16 protein-coding genes are annotated in these 17072 nt (G+C 62.0%); 10 read left to right on the top strand and 6 right to left on the bottom strand.

Annotated features, from left to right (window positions below; translation table 11 throughout):
• Nucleotides 1-149 precede the first annotated feature (149 nt).
• On the bottom strand, nucleotides 150-1511 hold the full coding sequence (locus Q9Q94_RS15345) for a polysaccharide lyase family 1 protein (protein WP_305981000.1): 1362 nt from the start codon (nucleotides 1509-1511) through the stop codon (nucleotides 150-152).
• A 10-nt stretch (nucleotides 1512-1521) separates the two neighbouring features.
• On the opposite strand from Q9Q94_RS15345, the gene Q9Q94_RS15340 reads away from it, so the two are divergent.
• A complete protein-coding gene (locus Q9Q94_RS15340) occupies nucleotides 1522-1983 on the top strand; it encodes a hypothetical protein (protein ID WP_305980999.1) in 462 nt (153 codons plus the stop codon).
• 280 nt (nucleotides 1984-2263) lie between these two features.
• Here the strand turns inward: Q9Q94_RS15340 and fdhD are convergent, their stop codons facing one another.
• The 5 genes from fdhD to Q9Q94_RS15315 all read right to left on the bottom strand — a co-directional run bounded on the left by fdhD (nucleotide 2264) and on the right by Q9Q94_RS15315 (nucleotide 7115).
• Complete coding sequence (gene fdhD, locus Q9Q94_RS15335; protein WP_305980998.1) at nucleotides 2264-3100, bottom strand: formate dehydrogenase accessory sulfurtransferase FdhD; 837 nt, start codon at nucleotides 3098-3100, stop codon at nucleotides 2264-2266.
• A 165-nt stretch (nucleotides 3101-3265) separates the two neighbouring features.
• Nucleotides 3266-3763: a hypothetical protein gene (locus Q9Q94_RS15330; RefSeq protein WP_305980997.1), complete on the bottom strand. Its 498-nt coding sequence runs from the start codon at nucleotides 3761-3763 to the stop codon at nucleotides 3266-3268.
• 2 nt (nucleotides 3764-3765) lie between these two features.
• Nucleotides 3766-4077: a hypothetical protein gene (locus Q9Q94_RS15325; RefSeq protein ID WP_305980996.1), complete on the bottom strand. Its 312-nt coding sequence runs from the start codon at nucleotides 4075-4077 to the stop codon at nucleotides 3766-3768.
• Nucleotides 4078-4387: 310 nt separating this feature from the next.
• Complete coding sequence (fdhF, locus tag Q9Q94_RS15320) at nucleotides 4388-6538, bottom strand: formate dehydrogenase subunit alpha (RefSeq protein WP_305980995.1); 2151 nt, start codon at nucleotides 6536-6538, stop codon at nucleotides 4388-4390.
• A gap of 31 nt (nucleotides 6539-6569) precedes the next feature.
• Nucleotides 6570-7115: a 4Fe-4S dicluster domain-containing protein gene (locus Q9Q94_RS15315; protein ID WP_305980994.1), complete on the bottom strand. Its 546-nt coding sequence runs from the start codon at nucleotides 7113-7115 to the stop codon at nucleotides 6570-6572.
• Between the two features lie 290 nt (nucleotides 7116-7405).
• Here Q9Q94_RS15315 and hypA point away from each other — a divergent pair, with 290 nt between their 5' ends.
• The 9 genes from hypA (at nucleotide 7406) to hyfB (ending at nucleotide 17067) form a co-directional block, all read left to right on the top strand.
• Nucleotides 7406-7747, top strand: coding sequence for a hydrogenase maturation nickel metallochaperone HypA (hypA, locus tag Q9Q94_RS15310; RefSeq protein WP_305980993.1), 342 nt, complete (start codon nucleotides 7406-7408; stop codon nucleotides 7745-7747).
• Between the two features lie 92 nt (nucleotides 7748-7839).
• Nucleotides 7840-8697 carry a hydrogenase nickel incorporation protein HypB gene (gene hypB, locus Q9Q94_RS15305; protein WP_305980992.1) on the top strand — a complete coding sequence of 286 codons (858 nt, stop codon included), beginning with the start codon at nucleotides 7840-7842 and terminating at the stop codon, nucleotides 8695-8697.
• Nucleotides 8694-11138 (top strand): carbamoyltransferase HypF, encoded by a 2445-nt coding sequence (locus tag Q9Q94_RS15300; RefSeq protein WP_305980991.1) that lies wholly within the window; start codon nucleotides 8694-8696, stop codon nucleotides 11136-11138. The genes hypB and Q9Q94_RS15300 overlap by 4 nt, the downstream gene beginning before the upstream one ends.
• A gap of 64 nt (nucleotides 11139-11202) precedes the next feature.
• On the top strand, nucleotides 11203-11604 hold the full coding sequence (locus tag Q9Q94_RS15295) for a hypothetical protein (RefSeq protein ID WP_305980990.1): 402 nt from the start codon (nucleotides 11203-11205) through the stop codon (nucleotides 11602-11604).
• Nucleotides 11561-11815 (top strand): HypC/HybG/HupF family hydrogenase formation chaperone, encoded by a 255-nt coding sequence (locus tag Q9Q94_RS15290; RefSeq protein WP_305981148.1) that lies wholly within the window; start codon nucleotides 11561-11563, stop codon nucleotides 11813-11815. Before Q9Q94_RS15295 ends, Q9Q94_RS15290 begins: the two co-directional genes overlap by 44 nt.
• 2 nt (nucleotides 11816-11817) lie before the next feature.
• Nucleotides 11818-12960 (top strand): hydrogenase formation protein HypD, encoded by a 1143-nt coding sequence (gene hypD / locus Q9Q94_RS15285; RefSeq protein WP_305980989.1) that lies wholly within the window; start codon nucleotides 11818-11820, stop codon nucleotides 12958-12960.
• Entirely contained in the window at nucleotides 12957-13997 is a 1041-nt protein-coding gene (gene hypE / locus Q9Q94_RS15280; RefSeq protein WP_305980988.1) for a hydrogenase expression/formation protein HypE, read from the top strand. Before hypD ends, hypE begins: the two co-directional genes overlap by 4 nt.
• A gap of 473 nt (nucleotides 13998-14470) precedes the next feature.
• The gene (locus Q9Q94_RS15275; protein ID WP_371929863.1) at nucleotides 14471-15049 is read left to right on the top strand and encodes a 4Fe-4S dicluster domain-containing protein; all 579 of its coding nucleotides are present in this window, start codon (nucleotides 14471-14473) and stop codon (nucleotides 15047-15049) included.
• Nucleotides 15046-17067: a hydrogenase 4 subunit B gene (gene hyfB / locus Q9Q94_RS15270; RefSeq protein ID WP_305980986.1), complete on the top strand. Its 2022-nt coding sequence runs from the start codon at nucleotides 15046-15048 to the stop codon at nucleotides 17065-17067. Before Q9Q94_RS15275 ends, hyfB begins: the two co-directional genes overlap by 4 nt.
• Nucleotides 17068-17072 lie beyond the last annotated feature (5 nt).

The raw sequence follows: 17072 nt of genomic DNA, 5'->3' as shown, positions 1-17072 counted from the left end.
GATCCTGATTGGAGAAGTCATCCGCGCCGGCATTCTGCGAAAAAGGGCAAGTATAGGGGAGAAGCCATGTCAGGCTCAGTCATGTCATGCAAAAGCAGAAAAAGCCCACGCCATGACGTGGGCTTTTTGCCAATGGTCGTGATGCCGGATTACAGCTTGCCGGCCCCCGCACCCGCCGGCACCGTCGTGCTCAGGCTGGTGGTGGCTTCCAGCGAGCTGGAGTAGTTGTAGAAGGACGACGGAGTAGCCACGGCGCCGCTCGTGGCCGAGGTGAACCACGGCGTGCTGGTCCAGGTGACGTTGGTCGTCGAGACGGCGCTCAGATCGACGGTACTGCCATTGAGGATGTTGCCTGTACCGTAGGCGTAGGCCGAACAGTAGTTGCTGCTCATGCCGCTCAGTGCCGCACAGCTTGTGACCTTGCTGCTGGACGACGAACCACTGTAGATCGAACCGGCACCTGGAGAGCCACTGCTCAGGTTGAACACGTTGTTCTCCATGTACAGCTTGCCACCCTGGCCGGTGACCATGCCGGCCGACCAGTAGTAGTCAACCGAGGAGTCCAGCGTGTTGTCGAAGTAATTGTTGAAGATGTGCACCATGCCGTAGCGCACACGCGGCTGGCGCTGCTTGATGTTCTGCCAGTAGTTGTGATGGAAGGTGATCTTCAACGCGGACGGGTTTTCTGCGGCCAGATCCGCCGTGTCCGTGCCACCGATCAGGTTGGTTTTGTCGTGGTCGTGGAAGTGGTTCCAGGACGCGGTCACGTAGTTCGCGGTCTTGGTGATGTCCAGTGCGCCGTCATGGTGCTGGATCTTCATTTCCGCAGCGTTATACGGCGAGGCAAAGGGCGAGGGATAGAGCTTGTCGTGGCGGCTGCCGTCGCTGAAGGTGTTATGGTCGATCCACACGTGCGTGGCGTACATCACCGAGACCAGATCATAGGCCGAGTTCCAGCGGCCACCCGAGTCGGTGGGATCCCACTGCGGGAAGAAATCGAACGCGTCTTCAAACGTGACGTTGCGGATCACTACGTTATCGACCACCGTGCTGCTGGAGGCGCCGATCACCAGCGAGCCGTTGATGATCTTGGCCGTGCTGCCGAGGCCGATGATCGAAGTGTTCGACGGAATCGCGACATAGACGACCTTCTTCTGGTTGGCGGCCGAGCACGCGCGTGCCACTTCGTACGGATCGCCGCTCTTGTCGATCGCTTTCGTTCCCCAGCTGCCGTTGGGGTCGTACTGGGTCTTGTAGGCGTTGAAGCTGTAGAGGACGGTGGTGGTGGTGGACGCGTTGTTATAGCTGAACGTCGTTCCGATCGGGCAGATGTAATCCGTCTCGGTCAGCTCCGTGCCGGCCTTGTTGGCGTTCAGGCTGATCGTGCCCGAGACGTAGATGATCTTGGCGCTGGAGTCGAGCGTGCCGCTGGCGATGCTGCCATCCGCATTGATCGATACGCTGGAGCTGCCGCCATACAGGGCCTGGATCAGTTCGGTGCGGTTGGCCACCGTGTAGACCTTGGTAGCGCCGTTGCCGCCCGTGGTGCCCGTGCCGTATGTGGCCCAGCCGGTCGCGCCCAGCGAGGAAATACTGCCGCCGGAGGAGCTGCTTGATGAAGAGGAGCTTGACGAGGACGAACTGCTGGAGGACGAACCGCCCGACGATGAGCTCGACGAAGAAGAGCTTGAGGAGCTGCTTGAGGACGAAGAACTGCTCGAAGATGAGCTGGACGAGGAAGAACTGCTGGAAGTCGTACTGCTTGAGCTGCCACCCCCGCCGCCGCCCCCACCGCCACACGCTGTCAGTACCCCTGCTGCCACCAGCAGTGCTACCACGTACCGCTTCTGCGAACCCGCCATTTTGCTGCTCCTTCCGGACTTCTACGTCTTTGGTTATATATGTGCGCCCCGCCTAGCCTTTGTAGGTTTTGGGGAGTGGCCGGACTATAGCCGCTTTGGGATGGAATTTGTTGACCGGTAACATGGTTTGTTGTTACCGGAAACAAATTATTGCGAGCGACGAATGGCCGCCGCACGCAGAAATGGTGAGAAATGGGGGGCTGAGAGATAACGCCTGGCGCTGGAGAAGTACGGCTTGAACAGGCCGTAGTGCACAGCAGACTCGTCCGTCAGCTTGCTGACCCGGGCGGCGTCCTGAGTCTTTTGAGATGCCTGCGGCCATACCTGCTTTCGCCGGGATGGCCGCAATAGGAGGCGAGTGGTGTCAGCCTGACCGGCATCGGTCAGGCAGGAGCTGGGGATTACCGCGCCAGGCTGGGCGGCGCGGATTCGGCCGGGTATTCCACAAACCCCTTGTCGCGGCAGAAACTCAGCAGGCGGATGCCCGCATCGTGGGCCAGGCGGATCGCCAGCGCCGTGGGCGCCGAGATGGTGGCGAGCGTGGCAATGTTGCGGCGCGCCACCTTGCGCACCAGCTCATAACTCGCCCGGCTGGTCAGGAAAACAAAACCGTCTGTGTGGTCGATGCGGCGCAGGGCCAGCCAGCCAAGCAGTTTGTCCAGCGCATTGTGGCGGCCCACGTCTTCGAAAACCCGTTGGATTTCGCCCGCCGGCGAACACCAGGCCGCGGCATGGGCGCAGCCGGTGGCCTGCGTCAGCGGCTGGTGGGCGGGCAGCTCCGCGAGAATGCGCCGGATCGCCGCATGGTCGACGGTGAAGTTTGCCGGACTGACGCGTTCGGGCGTGAGATCCAGCAGGCTCAGGCTCTCGGTGCCGCATACGCCGCAGCCGGTGCGCCCGGTCAGTGAGCGGCGGTGATCCTTGAGCGCGAGAAAGGCCGGCTCGGCAATCGTCATGGCGATCTCGATGCCATCCGTGTGCTGCAGGATCTCCAGATCGCGAATCTCGCCGGGAGCCGCAAGGATGCCTTCCGACAGCGCGAAGCCGGTGGCGAACTCCTCCAGATCGGCGGGGCTCGCCATCATCACAGCATGCGAGATGCCGTTGAACACCAGCGCCACCGGCACTTCCTCGGCCACTAGGTCCTGCACGCGCTCATCGCGCCCGTCGCGATGGCGTTGCACCGGCAGGCTGAGGGTGAGTGGGTGCTCGGTGTGGGTGGGGCAGGTATCAGTCATGGCAATGAATCTCTGGTTTCGACCCGTTGCGGACGGTCGGAATAGTGAGAAGCGGACGTTCAGGCGTAGGGAGAAGTGCGAGCTTCGCCACCTGATTGACGCCTGTGGTGGAGTTTTACTCCACCCTACTACTGCGCCGTACGAGGTTTGTGGTCATTTCAAAGCTCACTCCAAGTGCTCCCACTCAGAATATATATTCAATATTGGTTTGTACGGTGAGGTTAGAGGATTGAAATACTCCTTAAGGTCTTCATTTTCGACAAGCTTGCGAATTTCGTTTTTATAAGTTTTCTTGAATCGTACTTTGTCAACTTTTTCGTCGATATATTTCGAGCAGGCAGCGTCGTAATAATTGATGAGTGTCTGTGTTGCTGCGTTGAAATTCTTCCGGTAAAGGTCAAGTGTTTCAGATTCTTCTTTAGTAATTTTATTGAGTCGTTCCTTTGAGATAAAAGGAACCATTATTATAGATATTTCATTTATTTTTGATTTGGCATTCTCTATAGACTGACTTATTTCCAGTTCAACCATGCCGTGCTGAAGTTTTAAGTTCTCTTGTGCAATCTGATTTGCCTTTTTGCTAGATAATTTTGCAAAAAATGCAGCCCCAAGAGAGACTAGCAGGCTTGCTGAGGCTATTGCGTCGCTAGTGCTGATTTCCATTGTTACCCTCGTTTCTTCATCGCGCTGATAACATCGAGTATGTCGCTGTTATCGGATGCCGTAGTGCTTTTTCTAATTGAGTCATAGGTGGCAGACTCGCTGATGTCCTCTAGGCTAGGTTTTCTCCGGATTAGACTTTCTAGTTCATCTAGAATTTGTATCTTGGTGTTGCGATCTATCGGCTTTTGGGAGGCTGTAAAAACCAAATTATTAAGATCTGAATAAATTCTCTCGAGCTCAGCCTTTGGTTTTAATGCTTTTGCCAGCCTTTCGAAATATTGTTTAGCTATTTCTTTTACACCCATTGATGCCACGACGACACTCCTTTATTGGTGGTTATATAACGTTTGAGCTTACCGCGTACGGCGTACTCTGAATAATCTGGCGCGACTCGTAGGGCGTCAATGAGTGAAACGAATTGCGCCGTATGAATGACCGCCGGGTGCCACCGAGTCCGGCGCAATTCGCTTCGCAAATTGTTCCCTGCGGCACCCTACGAATGCCCGCTGTCGGCGCTTACCATGAATTCCTGCTTTTGGATGATTGTACGCAATTGGCATCACCCGAGATACAAAAACGCCGGCCCAAGAGCCGGCGTTTTTCATGGTTGCATCAGCGTGGGCCTCAGGCCTGCGCCGCCTTGCGCATGTCGGCCTTCATCTTGCCGTATTCGTTCTGCACATGGGTTTCGGCCCATTTCTGATCGGCGATGGCTTCGACCTTCACGGCGCTGAACTTGTATTCCGGCGTCTTGGAAACGGGGTCCAGATGATCCACGGTCAGCTCGTTGCAGGCGCCGATCCACCACTGGTAGGTCATGTAGACCGCCCCCTTGTTAACGCGGTCGTTCAAGTTGGCGCGGGTGATGACCTTGCCGCGGCGCGAGGAGACCCACACCAGCGCCTGATCCTTGACGCCGTAGGTCTTGGCGTCTTCCGGGTGGATCTGTACGAAGCCGGGTTCGTCCGCCAGGGTCTGCAGCGCGGAGCAGTTGCCGGTCATGGAGCGGCAGGAGTAGTGGCCGACTTCACGCACGGTGCACAGGCCCAGCGGGTAGTCCGCGTCGACCTTCTCCAGCGGCGCACGCCATTCGGCGGCGAAGAGCTGGGCCTTGCCCGACGGGGTGTCGAACTTGTTGCCTTCGTATAGCCAGGGCGTGCCGGGGTGGTCTTCGGTCGGGCAGGGCCATTGCACGTAGCCGAGATCGGCCATCTTGTCCCAGGTCGCGCCGGTGTAGAGATCGCACAGGCCGCGCAGCTCGTCCCAGATTTCCTGCGCGTTGTTGTACTGCATCGGATAGCCCATGGCGCGGGCCATCATGGAGTGGATTTCCCAGTCGTCCTTCACGTCGAAGTCGGCGGGCGGGTCGATGGCCTTGTAGCAGCGCTGGAAGCCGCGGTCGGCGCTCGAAAACACGTTTTCGTGCTCGCCCCAGGAGGTGGCCGGGAAGATCACGTCGGCGATCATCGCGGTCTTGGTCATGAAGATGTCCTGCACGATGATGAGTTCGAGCTTTTCGAACTCACGGCGCACCATGCCCAGATCCGGCTCGGTCTGCAGGGGGTCTTCACCGAAGATGTAGTTGGCCTTGAGCTTGCCTTCGGCAATCTTGTGCGGCACGTCGGTGAGGCCGTAGCCCTTCTCGGCGGGAATGCTCGGCACGCCCCAGGCCTTGGCGAATTTCTCGCGCGCAGCGGCGTCGGTGACGTAGTAATAACCGGGCAGGGTGTTGGGCAGTGCGCCCATGTCGCAGGCGCCCTGCACGTTGTTCTGGCCGCGCACCGGGCCGACGCCCACGTTCGGGCGAGCCAGGTTGCCGGTGATGGTGGCGAGGCTGGAGAGGCCCTTGACCACATCCACCGCCTGACCCCACTGGGTGACGCCCATGCCCCACAGGATGGTGGCAGACGGTGCTGCGGCGTACATGCGGATAGCGTCGCGCACGAGTTGCGGGTCCAGACCGGTGATCTCGGCGGTGTATTCCGGGGTGTACTTGGCGACCATGGCCTTGTACTCCTCGAAGCCTTCGGCGTACCGGGCGACGAAATCCTGCTTGTAGAGATTCTCGCTTATCAGCACGTTGGCGAAGGCGTTCACCAGGGCCATGTTCGAGCCGTTCTTGAGCGGCAGGAACAGGTCGGCCAGACGCGCGGTCTCTATGTAGCGCGGGTCACAGACGATGATCTTTGCGCCTTTTTCTTTCGCCTTGATCAGGCGGCGCGCAACGATGGGGTGCGAGTCGGCGGCGTTGTAGCCGAAGACGAGGATGCACTTGGTGTCTTCAATCTCGACGATGGAGTTGCTCATCGCGCCGTTGCCCAGCGTTTGCATCAGGCCGGCCACCGAGGGGCCGTGGCAGACGCGGGCGCAGCAGTCGATGTTGTTGGTGCCGATCACGGCGCGGGCGAATTTCTGCGCCACATAGTTCGATTCGTTGCCGGTGCCGCGCGAGGAGCCGGTGAGCATGATCGAATCGGGGCCGTACTTTTCCTTGATGGCCTTCAGGCGCGAGGAGGCGAATTCGATGGCCTCGTCCCAGCTCACGGCTTCCAGTTCGCCACCCTTCTGGCGGCGGATCATCGGGCGCTTCAGGCGCGGGGTGAGGAGCTTGGTGTCGTTGAGGAAGTCCCAGCCGTAGTAGCCCTTCAGGCACAGCTCGCCCTGATTGGTGACGCCATTGGCGGCTTCGGCGCCGACGACCTTGTTGTCCTTGACCAGCAGGTTGATCTTGCAGCCCGAGCCACAGTACGGGCACACCGTGATGACTTTTTTCATTTCACTGAGTCCTTGTTCCGGAAGTTTCGATTCAGAGCGTGACGCTGGCGGCAAGATTCTGCACGGCCTGTTCCTGGCGACGGCGCAGGGTTGCGGCCATCGTTTCCTGATCAATCAGGTGGAGCGCTTTGGTCGGGCAGGCGGGGATGCAGGCCGGGCCTTCGGCACGGCCGACACACAGATCGCACTTGCGGGCTTCGGCACGTGGGCGCAGCGAAGTCAGGAAGCTGCCGGGCTGGGCCTGGGCCGGAACGCTGACCACAGTCATTGCGCCGTAGGGGCAGGCGACTACACAGGTCTTGCAACCGATGCAGCGCGACTGGTCGATCTGCACGCTGTCGCCCGTCTGGGAGATGGCGTTGTTCGGGCAGGCCCGGGCGCACGGGGCGTCGTCACAATGGCGGCACAGGATCGGGGCAGTGACCGAGCCACTGCGCACGACGGTCAGGCGGGGTGAAAAAGTCTGTGGTGACAGTGCTTGCGCACCGGAACCAACGGGGTGTGCGACTGCGCAGGCAATCTCGCAGGTGCGGCAACCTATGCATTTGCTGGCTTCAGCAATAACAAACCGGTTCATCAATTGTCTCCTACCATTTGTTTGGTGGACGGTACGGGTGGGTGGCAAGCCTGCCCCCTTCCTCTGCAAGTCATGATCTTTCGCACAAGTTGCGTCGTGGTTCTAGACGAGGATCAAGGTTTTCGCAGACAGTCCCCTTTTTTCCGATAGCGTCTGTCTGCTTGTGGCAAAGCCGGCAAATCGGTGCGAGCGGGGCTGTGCGCAGTCTGGCTTTGTTGATGTGGGTCGTATCCGGCACGGTCCCGGCCGTGCCACCCTTGATTTGATCTGGAAATTGCCTGGAAGCGTTCATGCACGAATTGACCCTGGCCGAGCGTGCGCTCGGCATTGTCGAAAAGACGGCCCGCGAGGCCGGCGCGCAGCGGGTGACCCGCATCCGCCTGTCAATTGGTGCACTGGCCCATGTCGATCCGGACACCATGCAGTATTGTTGCGAGGTGGTCAGCCGCGATTCGCTGGCCGAGGGCGCGCAGATCGAGGTGACGCGCGCACCGGGGCTGGCCTGGTGCAGCACCTGCCAGGCCGAGGTGGCGCTGGCGCAAGTCGGCGAGCCGTGCCCGGCTTGTGGTGGCTATCAGCTGAAGATTACCGATGGCGACCAGATGCAGGTGGTCGACATCTCTATTGAATGAGAGACGCTGACAAAATGAAGTGAAACGGCTCTGGCAGGGCGGTGCAACAAGGCCAGAATCATTTTGTCAGTGCCTCGGGACGGAGCAGAACAATGTGTGTGACCTGTGGTTGTGGCGGCGGCGACGCCAGCATTGACGGACATGACCTGCGCTACGCGCCGCGCCAGCGCAAGGACGCGGCCGCACCCAAGGCTGGCACCTTTCGCCCGATGGGCGGCCACAGCCATGCACCGCTGGACGCCAACCATGCGCCGGAGATGACGGCCGAGCGCGTGCTGCGCATCGAGCAGGACATCCTTTCCGGCAACGATGCGCAGGCTGCAGCCAATCGTGCGCAATTCGCCGCGCGCGGTCTCTTCGTGCTGAATTTCGTGTCCAGCCCCGGCTCGGGCAAGACCACCCTGCTGGTCGATACCATCCAGCGCTGGGCGGCACGCACGCCGCTGGCGGTGATCGAGGGTGACCAACAAACTGCCAACGATGCCGAGCGCATCCGCGCCACCGGCGCGCCCGCCGTGCAGATCAACACCGGCAAAGGCTGCCATCTGGACGCGCACATGGTGGCGCAGGCCGCCGAGCAACTGGCTACGCAAGCGCAGATGCCGCAGAACGGCCTGCTGCTGATCGAGAACGTCGGTAACCTCGTTTGCCCGGCGGCCTTCGATCTGGGCGAAGCGCACAAGGTGGTGATCCTTTCGGTGACCGAAGGCGAGGACAAGCCGCTGAAGTATCCGGACATGTTCCGTGCCGCCGATCTGCTGCTGATCAGCAAGATTGATCTCTTGCCGCACCTTGATTTCGATGTGGCGGCCGCGATCCGCTACGCGCGCCAGGTGCGCCCCGATCTGCCGGTGATCCAGCTCTCCTCGAAAACCGGCGCGGGCTGTGCTGCCTGGCAGGCGTGGCTGGAGAGTGGCGTCCAGCGGGCTTCTTCAGGCATGTTGCCTTGAGAGCAAGGCTGCGCCTGCGTCTCCGGGGCATCGTACAGGGGGTCGGTTTCCGGCCCTTTGTGCATCGGCTGGCACATGCGCTCGGATTGGTCGGCTGGGTGCGCAACGACGCGGGTGGCGTGACCCTGGAAGTGCAGGGCGACGAAAGCCTGCTGAGCAGTTTCTGTGCCCGTCTGCGCAGCGAAGCCCCCGCAGCCGCACGCATCGATGCCATCGAGCAGGAAAGCATCGCGCTGGAGCCGGACGCAGCAGGCTTCGAGATTTTCGCCAGCGCGGCGGGAGGTGCCAGCCGCGCGGTAATCGGCCCGGATCTGTGCGTGTGCCCGGCCTGTCTGGCTGAACTCTTCGATCCGACGAATCGCCGCTACCGCTACGCCTTCACCAACTGCACCGACTGCGGCCCGCGCTACACCATCGCGGCGCGTCTGCCTTACGACCGCGCCCACACCAGCATGGCCGGCTTTACGCAATGCCCGGCTTGTCTCGCCGAATACGCAGACCCGCTCAATCGCCGCTTCCACGCCGAGCCGAATGCCTGCCCGGTGTGCGGGCCGCAGCTGAGGCTTCTCGACGCGAGTGGGCAAGCAATTGCCGGCGACCCGATTGCCGAAACGCTGGTCCGCCTCCGGCGCGGCGAAATCGTCGCCCTGAAAGGCCTGGGCGGTTTCCATCTGGCTTGCGATGCGCGCAACGCGGCTGCGGTGGCCGAGCTGCGCCGACGCAAGGATCGCGAGGAAAAGCCACTGGCGATCATGGTGGCGAATCTCGCTTCGCTCGCCGGGCTGGTCGAAGTCAGCCTTGCCGAAGCGGCGGAGCTTGAAAGCCGCGCGCGGCCCATCGTGCTGCTGCAGAAGCTGCCGGGCACGGATGCGGCTTTGCCCGATGTGGCGCCGGATCTCGCCTGGCTGGGCGTGATGCTGCCCTACACGCCGCTCCACTACCTGCTGTACAACGAGGCTGCTGGCCGTTCTTCAGGCATCGCCTGGCTGAATGCAGCGCAGCCGCTGGCCCTGGTGATGACCAGCGCCAACCCGCACGGCGAGCCGCTGGTGGCCAACAACGAAGAGGCGCTACGCACACTGGCCGACATCGCCGATGCTTTCCTCTGGCATGATCGCGACATCCTGATCCGGACTGACGACAGTGTGCTGCGCTGCACGCCGGACGGTGGCAAGCAGTTCATCCGGCGTGCGCGTGGCTTTACGCCGACGGCAACTCCGCTGGTGTGCTGCGAACAAACCTTAACCCCCCCGGCCCCCCTTGACAGGGGGGAGCTCGCACAGGGGACGACTCGATTGCCCTCCCTTGTTAAGGGGAGGGGTAGGGAGGGGTTGGGCTTGTCGCGCTCCAAAGACGTCCTCGCCCTCGGTGGCTTCTACAAGAACACCTTGTGCTTCACGCGTGGTAACGAAGCCTTCCTCTCACAGCACATCGGCGATCTGGACCGCGTCGCCAATTGCCGTGCGCTCGAAGCAGCGGTCGAGCATCTGCAAGGCTTGTTGAATGTGCAGCCACAAGCGGTCGCGCACGATCTGCATCCGGATTTCTTCAGCACCCAGCTCGCCTTGCGCCTTGCCGAGCGTTGGCAAGTACCGGCGATTGGTGTGCAGCATCATCACGCCCACATCGCGGCGGTGCTCGCCGAGCATTGCATCGACGAGCCGGTGCTGGGCCTTGCGCTCGATGGCGTGGGCATGGGCACGGATGGCGCAGCCTGGGGGGGCGAGTTGCTGCGCGTCGAGGGTGCCAGCTTTGAGCGCTTCGGCCATCTGCGCCCGATCGGCCTGCCCGGTGGTGACCGTGCTGCGCGTGAGCCCTGGCGCATCGGCGCGGCAGCGCTGGCTTTGCTGGGGCGGCACGACGAAATCGCCACGCGCTTCGCGGCCGAGCCGGGGGCGGCGCTGGTGGCGCAAATGCTGGCGCGGGGTGTGGCGCAGACCACCAGCCTCGGTCGCTGGTTCGATGCCGCTGCGGGCTTGCTGGGCGTGCAGGCCCGCATGAGTTTTGAAGGGCAGGCAGCGATGCGGCTGGAAGGGTTAGCGGAGCGCTACATCAACTCGCATCACCCACAGCCGTTCATGCCGAGTGCGCCGCAGGCGTGTATCGAGGCACGGGCTAGTGGCCTTGTTCTGGATCTCGCCCCGCTTCTTCAGGCGCTGCTGGATGAACCCGATGCCGGGCGCGGTGCGGCGCTGTTTCACGCCGGCTTGATCCAGGCAGTGGTCGATTGGGTGACGCAGGCGGCAGAATCCAGCGGAATCCGGGTGGTGGCTTGTGCGGGCGGCTGCTTCCTGAATGCGATACTGGCGCAAGGCCTGCGGCGCGAGTTCACGCAGCGGGGTTTGCGCATGCTGGAGGCGCATGCCGCGCCACCCGGCGACGGTGGGCTGGCGCTGGGGCAGGCGTGGGTGGCTCAGCGGCGCTTGCTGGTGCCTGCGTAGATGGATGGCTGTAGAGCAAGGCTGGGCGCGGCTCTCCAGGCAGTGTTCACGAAAATGGAATTCGATGGCGAAGAAGAAAAAATTTCGATCCGGCACTACGAGACGCGTACGTCGCCCGATGACTTTTGTCCGGGATGCGCTTCCGTATCTTGTCGGGGGATTGCTGTTTCTGGCCTTGCTGGTGCTGTGGCTGGGCGATATCGACGAAGATGGCTGGACCGCGTCGCTGAATTGCTGGCATGGCTGGCGCCAGCGGTGTACGGTACAGGATCATATTGACTCCGCCGGAGCGCTGATATTCATGCTTGGTGGTGGGGTCTGGAGCCTGGTGATGGGCCTCTGGCGAACGGTTGAGAGCTTGGGTGGCAAGGCTGCAGATACGCCGGCGCCGACGGGGAAAACGATTTCGAGTGAGGTGGATGATGTGTCTGGCGATTCCGGCGCGGGTCATCGAGATCTTCGGTGACGAGCGCGCGCGCATCGAACTCTCGGGCGTGCAGAAAGAAATTTCCCTGTCGCTGGTTGAAGGCGTGCAGGTCGGCGATTACGTGATCGTTCACGTCGGCTTTGCCATTGGCAAGCTCGACCCCGAGGAGGCCGCGCAGACGCTGGTGACCTTCGCGGCGATGAAGGCCACGCATGGCGATGAGTTGCCACTCACCCCGCCGCTGGCTTGAACATGAAATACATCGACGAATTCCGCGACGGCGAAGTCGCCCGCAGCTTGGCTGTCCAGATCGCTGCCGAAGTCCAACCGGGGCGCAGTTACCGCCTGATGGAGTTCTGCGGCGGGCATACCCATGCGATCTCGCGTTACGGCCTGCTCGATCTCTTGCCGCCTGCCGTGCAGATGATCCATGGCCCCGGCTGCCCGGTGTGCGTGCTGCCGATCGGGCGCATCGACAGCGCCATCGACTTGGCCCGCGAGCGCGGCGTGATCCTGTGCACCTACGCCGATACGCTGCGCGTGCCGGCCTCTGGCGGTGTGTCGCTGCTGCGTGCCAAGGCGGCCGGGGCAGATGTGCGCATGGTGTATTCCTGCGACGACGCGCTGCGCATCGCCGGCGAAAATCCGGCGCGCGAGGTGGTGTTCTTCGCCATCGGTTTCGAGACCACCACGCCGATGACGGCCGCGATCCTCAAGCAGGCCGCCGCGCTTGAGCTGAAGAATTTTTCCGTGTTCTGTAATCACGTGCTGACCCCGGCGGCGATGGTGCACATCATGGAGTCCGAGGGCGACCCGGCGCACGTGGCGCTGGATGGCTTCGTCGGCCCGGCACATGTCAGCACGGTGATCGGCTCGGCTCCCTACGAGGGTTTCGCTGCGCGTTACCAGAAACCAGTGGTCATCTCCGGCTTCGAGCCGCTGGACGTGATGCAGTCGATCCTGATGCTGGTGCGCCAGATCAACGCAGGCCGCGCAGTGGTCGAGAACCAGTTCACTCGCGCCGTGACGCGCGAGGGCAACCGCAAGGCGCAGGCGCTGGTGGCCGAGGTCTTCGAGCTGCGCGAGATGTTCGACTGGCGCGGGCTCGGCGAAGTGCCGGCCAGCGCCCTGCAGATCAAACCTGCCTTCGCCAGGTTCGACGCCGAGCAGCGCTACGCCATCGCCTACCGCCAGGTGCCGGACCCCAAGGCCTGCGAGTGCGCGGCCATCCTGCGCGGCCACAAGCACCCGCGCGACTGCAAGGTTTTCGGCACCGCCTGCACGCCGGATCATCCGATTGGCGCTTGCATGGTGTCCTCGGAAGGCGCGTGTGCGGCGCATTACACGTATGGGCGCTTCAAAGCAGTGTCGGTCGTCAACGAGGTGAAGGCATGAGCTATTCAAGACCCCTCGATTTCAAGAACGGTCGCGTCGACCTGAGCCACGGCAGCGGTGGCCGCGCCATGGCTCAGTTGATCCGCGAGCTCTTCGTCAAACACTTTGATAACGACTATCTGCGTGCGCAGAACGATGGCGCCTGCTTCCCTCTGCCCGCCAATGCCGGGCGCATGGTGATGGCGACGGACAGCCACGTGGTTTCGCCGCTGTTCTTTCCGGGCGGCGACATAGGCTGCCTGTCGGTGCATGGTACGGTGAATGACGTGGCGATGGCGGGCGGCCAGCCTTTGTATCTGTCGGCGGGCTTCGTTCTTGAGGAGGGCTTTGCGCTCGCCGACTTGCAGCGCATCGTGATCTCGATGGCGGCGGCGGCTCGGGGCGCGGGCGTGCCCATCGTGACCGGCGACACCAAGGTGGTGGAGCAGGGCAAGGGCGACGGGGTGTTCATCACCACGACCGGCGTCGGCATCGTGCCGCCGGGCATCGAGCTTGCGCCGCAACGCATCCGCCCCGGCGACAAGCTGCTGGTGTCGGGCTATCTGGGCGACCACGGCGTGGCGATCATGTCGCTGCGCGAGAACCTGAGTTTCGAAACGGCGATTGAATCCGACACAGCTGCGCTGCATGGTCTGGCGGCGGCGATGCTGGCGGCGGTGCCGGGCATCCGCACCCTGCGTGACCCCACGCGTGGCGGCCTGGCGGCGGTGCTCAATGAATTCGCCGAGGCTGCGGGCTGCGGCATGCTGATTCACGAGAAGGCGATCCCGGTGCGCGGCGCGGTGGCGGCCGCCTGCGAGCTGCTCGGGCTGGACCCGCTCTATGTGGCCAATGAAGGCAAGCTGGTGGCGGTGTGTCCGCCGGAGGATGCTGAGCGCTTACTGGCGGTGATGTGCGCACATCCTCAGGGGCGCGATGCGGCGATCATCGGCGAGGCGATTGTGGATACCAACGGCTTCGTGCAGATGGAGACGGTGTTCGGCGGGCGACGCATGGTGGATTGGTTGAGTGGTGAGCAGTTGCCCAGAATCTGCTGAACGGATCAAGCAAGGACACAAAAGAGGAAGCCATGGGCTTCCTTTTTTGTTTGGGCGCGAGCTGTGTTTACTCACTTGTCGAGATCAAAGCAAGGCGTTGCGAGAGACGGTTTAGTACTTGTTGCGAGAAACATTACTTATCCGCGAATTTTTTTAATTAATGGGAAAGAGTTGACGGCTGCCAAATGTTTGCCTTGCGTGACACGTTGTAATGCACGGCAATTTGTGCAGGCGTGGTAGCAGAACAAAACAAAACGACGGTGTTGCGCGAGGCGTGCATCGGCGACCAATGCTTCAGGTAGCAAGGGCCACGGAATGGCCTGTGGCGAGACAGAGGGAAACCGGCTTCAGGGTGCCCGATCTGCCTCCTGCGGAATTTCCGCCGGCTCGGATCCATCACACAAGGAGGATGGCTGGTTATGAACCGCTTCGTGATCGCGGAACCTGCACGTTGCATCGGCTGCAACACGTGCATGGCCGCCTGTTCCGTGGTGCACAAGGCAGCGGGCTTGCAAGGGCAGTCCCGTCTGACCGTGGTGCGCCATGGCGACCGGACGGCGCCCGTGCTGTGCCGCCAGTGTGAGGATGCGCCGTGCGCGCGGGTCTGTCCTGTCAATGCCATCACGCATGCTGATGACGCGATCGTGCTGAATGAGACCCTGTGCATCGGCTGCAAGCTGTGTGCGATTGCCTGTCCGTTTGGAGCGATCACGCCGGCCGGCACTCCGGTGACCGGGGTGGTGTCGGTGGGGCATGACTATGTGTCACCGAGCATGCTCACCGTGACGGAGCCGGGGGCTGCGGATACGGACAGTGCGGCGACGCTTCATCCGATTCTGGTTTCGACCACGGGGGTGCGCAGCGTGGCGGTCAAGTGTGATCTCTGTGGTTTCCGCGCCGAAGGTCCGGAGTGTGTGCGTGTCTGTCCGACCCGCGCGCTGTTCTCCGTAAATGATCCAGCGCTTGGTCAGAGTGGCGACGTCAAGCGCCAGCAGGCTGCGGCAGCGCTGGAGTCTCCCCGGACGTTCATTGTCACGCAGGAGCAGAAATGAATATCACACCACTTGGGTTCCTGCTGATATCACTGACGCTCTATCTGGCCGGGGCGATGGCCTCTCTGCTGCTGCCCAGACGCGAGCAACTGGCCATTCAGGCTTCCGGCGTGGCCGGGGTGCTGGGCGGCGCAGCCGGGCTCCTGGCTGCGTGGCCAACCTTGCTGGGTGGCGCAACGCAGCTTTTCTCTGCTGACGGACCTTTCCCTTTTGCGCATTTTGTCGTGCGGCTCGATCCTCTGGCCGCCCTGATGGTGTTCGTGATCTCGCTGCTGGTGCTGGTCTGCTCGCTCTACTCGCTGGCCTATGTGCGTGAATACGCCGGCCGTGGCGCCTGGGCGATGGGGATTTTCACGAATATCTTCGTCGCCTCCATGGTGGCACTGGTGGTGATCGACAATGCGTTCTATTTCCTGATCTTCTTCGAGATGATGTCGCTGGCCTCGTATTTCCTGGTGATCTTCGATCAGGATGAAGAGGCGGTGAGCGCAGGCTTCCTGTACTTCCTGATCGCACATGCCGGTTCGGTGCTGATCATGGCGGCATTCTTCATTCTCTACGCCCGCAGCGGCAGTCTGGATTTTGAAAGCTTCCGCGCGCTGCATCTGACAGGGCCATGGGCTTCTGCCGTGTTCCTGCTGGCCTTCTTCGGTTTCGGCGCCAAGGCCGGCATGGTGCCGCTGCATAGCTGGTTGCCACGCGCACACCCGGCAGCGCCTTCACATGCTTCGGCGCTGATGTCCGGCGTGATGGTGAAGATTGGCGTGTTCGGAATCATCAAGGTTGGCATCGATCTTCTCGGCGCTACATCAAGCTGGTGGGGCATGCTGGTCCTGGCGATTGGCGCTGTATCGGCTGTGCTGGGCGTGCTTTACGCGCTGGCGGAAAAAGATCTCAAGCGCTTGCTGGCGTATTCGACCGTCGAGAACGTGGGCATCATCCTGATGGGGGTGGGCGCGGGCATGATCGGCATCGCCAGTCACACCCCGCTGCTGGCTGCGGTGGGCTTGCTGGCCGGCTTTTACCATCTGCTCAATCATGCAGTTTTCAAGGGTTTGCTCTTTCTTGGTGCCGGCTCGATCCTGTATCGCACGCATACCAAGGACATGGATCTGCTGGGTGGCCTGGCAACGCGGATGCCCTGGACGGCCGGCGCGTTCCTTGTCGGAGCGATGGCAATCTGTGCGCTGCCGCCGCTGAACGGGTTTGTCAGTGAGTGGTTTACCTATCAGGCCTTGTTCTCGATGGGTTCCGCAAGCGATCTGGCTGTGCGCCTGGCAGGGCCGGTCGGCATGGTAATGCTGGCGATCACGGGGGCGCTGGCCGCCGCCTGTTTCGTCAAAGCCTATGGGCTGAGTTTCTCCGGCCTGCCGCGCAGTGCTCATGCTGATCATGCACAGGAAGCTCCGCTGCCCATGGTGCTTGCCATGCTGCTGCTGGCGCTGGCAATTGTTGCTTTTGGGGTTGGGGCTCCGTTGGTGACCCCTGTCATGGCCGGGGTTGCAGCTTCGCTGGTGCAGGGGGCGGTGCCTGCGGTAGCTCAGGGGGGCTCGGTGTTCCCCGGCAGTGCCGTGCAGGCGGTCCTGTCGACACCCTTGCTGGCGCTGTTGTTGCTGGCTGTGCCTGTCGTGCCCTTGCTGCTGGTGGCCGGGCTGAAAGGGGTGCGTCTGGCGCGGCGTCATGCGGGTGATGCTTGGGCTTGCGGCTATGCGCAGGAACAGGCGATGACAGCGTCTTCGCGCGGTTTCGTGGCTCAGCCGCTGGAGGCCATGTTTGCTCCGCTGTATCGCTTGCGCGAGTTGCTTGATCTGGTGGGGCCGTCGAAGCGGGGACTGCAATGGTCGATCGATGCGACGGCGCGTCTTGAGCCGGTGTGGGATGCGAAAGTCGTCAGCCGTGTGGTTGATCTGGTCCAGTGGCTGGGAGGCAAGGTGCAGTGGCTGCAGAGCGGCGATTTCCGCATTTATTGCCTCTACGTGGTTTTCACGCTGGTCGTCCTTCTTCTGGTCGTGGTCTAGGAGCC

It is taken from the genome of Uliginosibacterium sp. 31-16 (assembly GCF_030730865.1).
In the GTDB taxonomy this organism is placed as follows: Bacteria; Pseudomonadota; Gammaproteobacteria; order Burkholderiales; family Rhodocyclaceae; genus Uliginosibacterium.
Note: the sequence above shows the minus strand (reverse complement) of the source record. Positions and strands in the feature narration are given on the sequence as shown.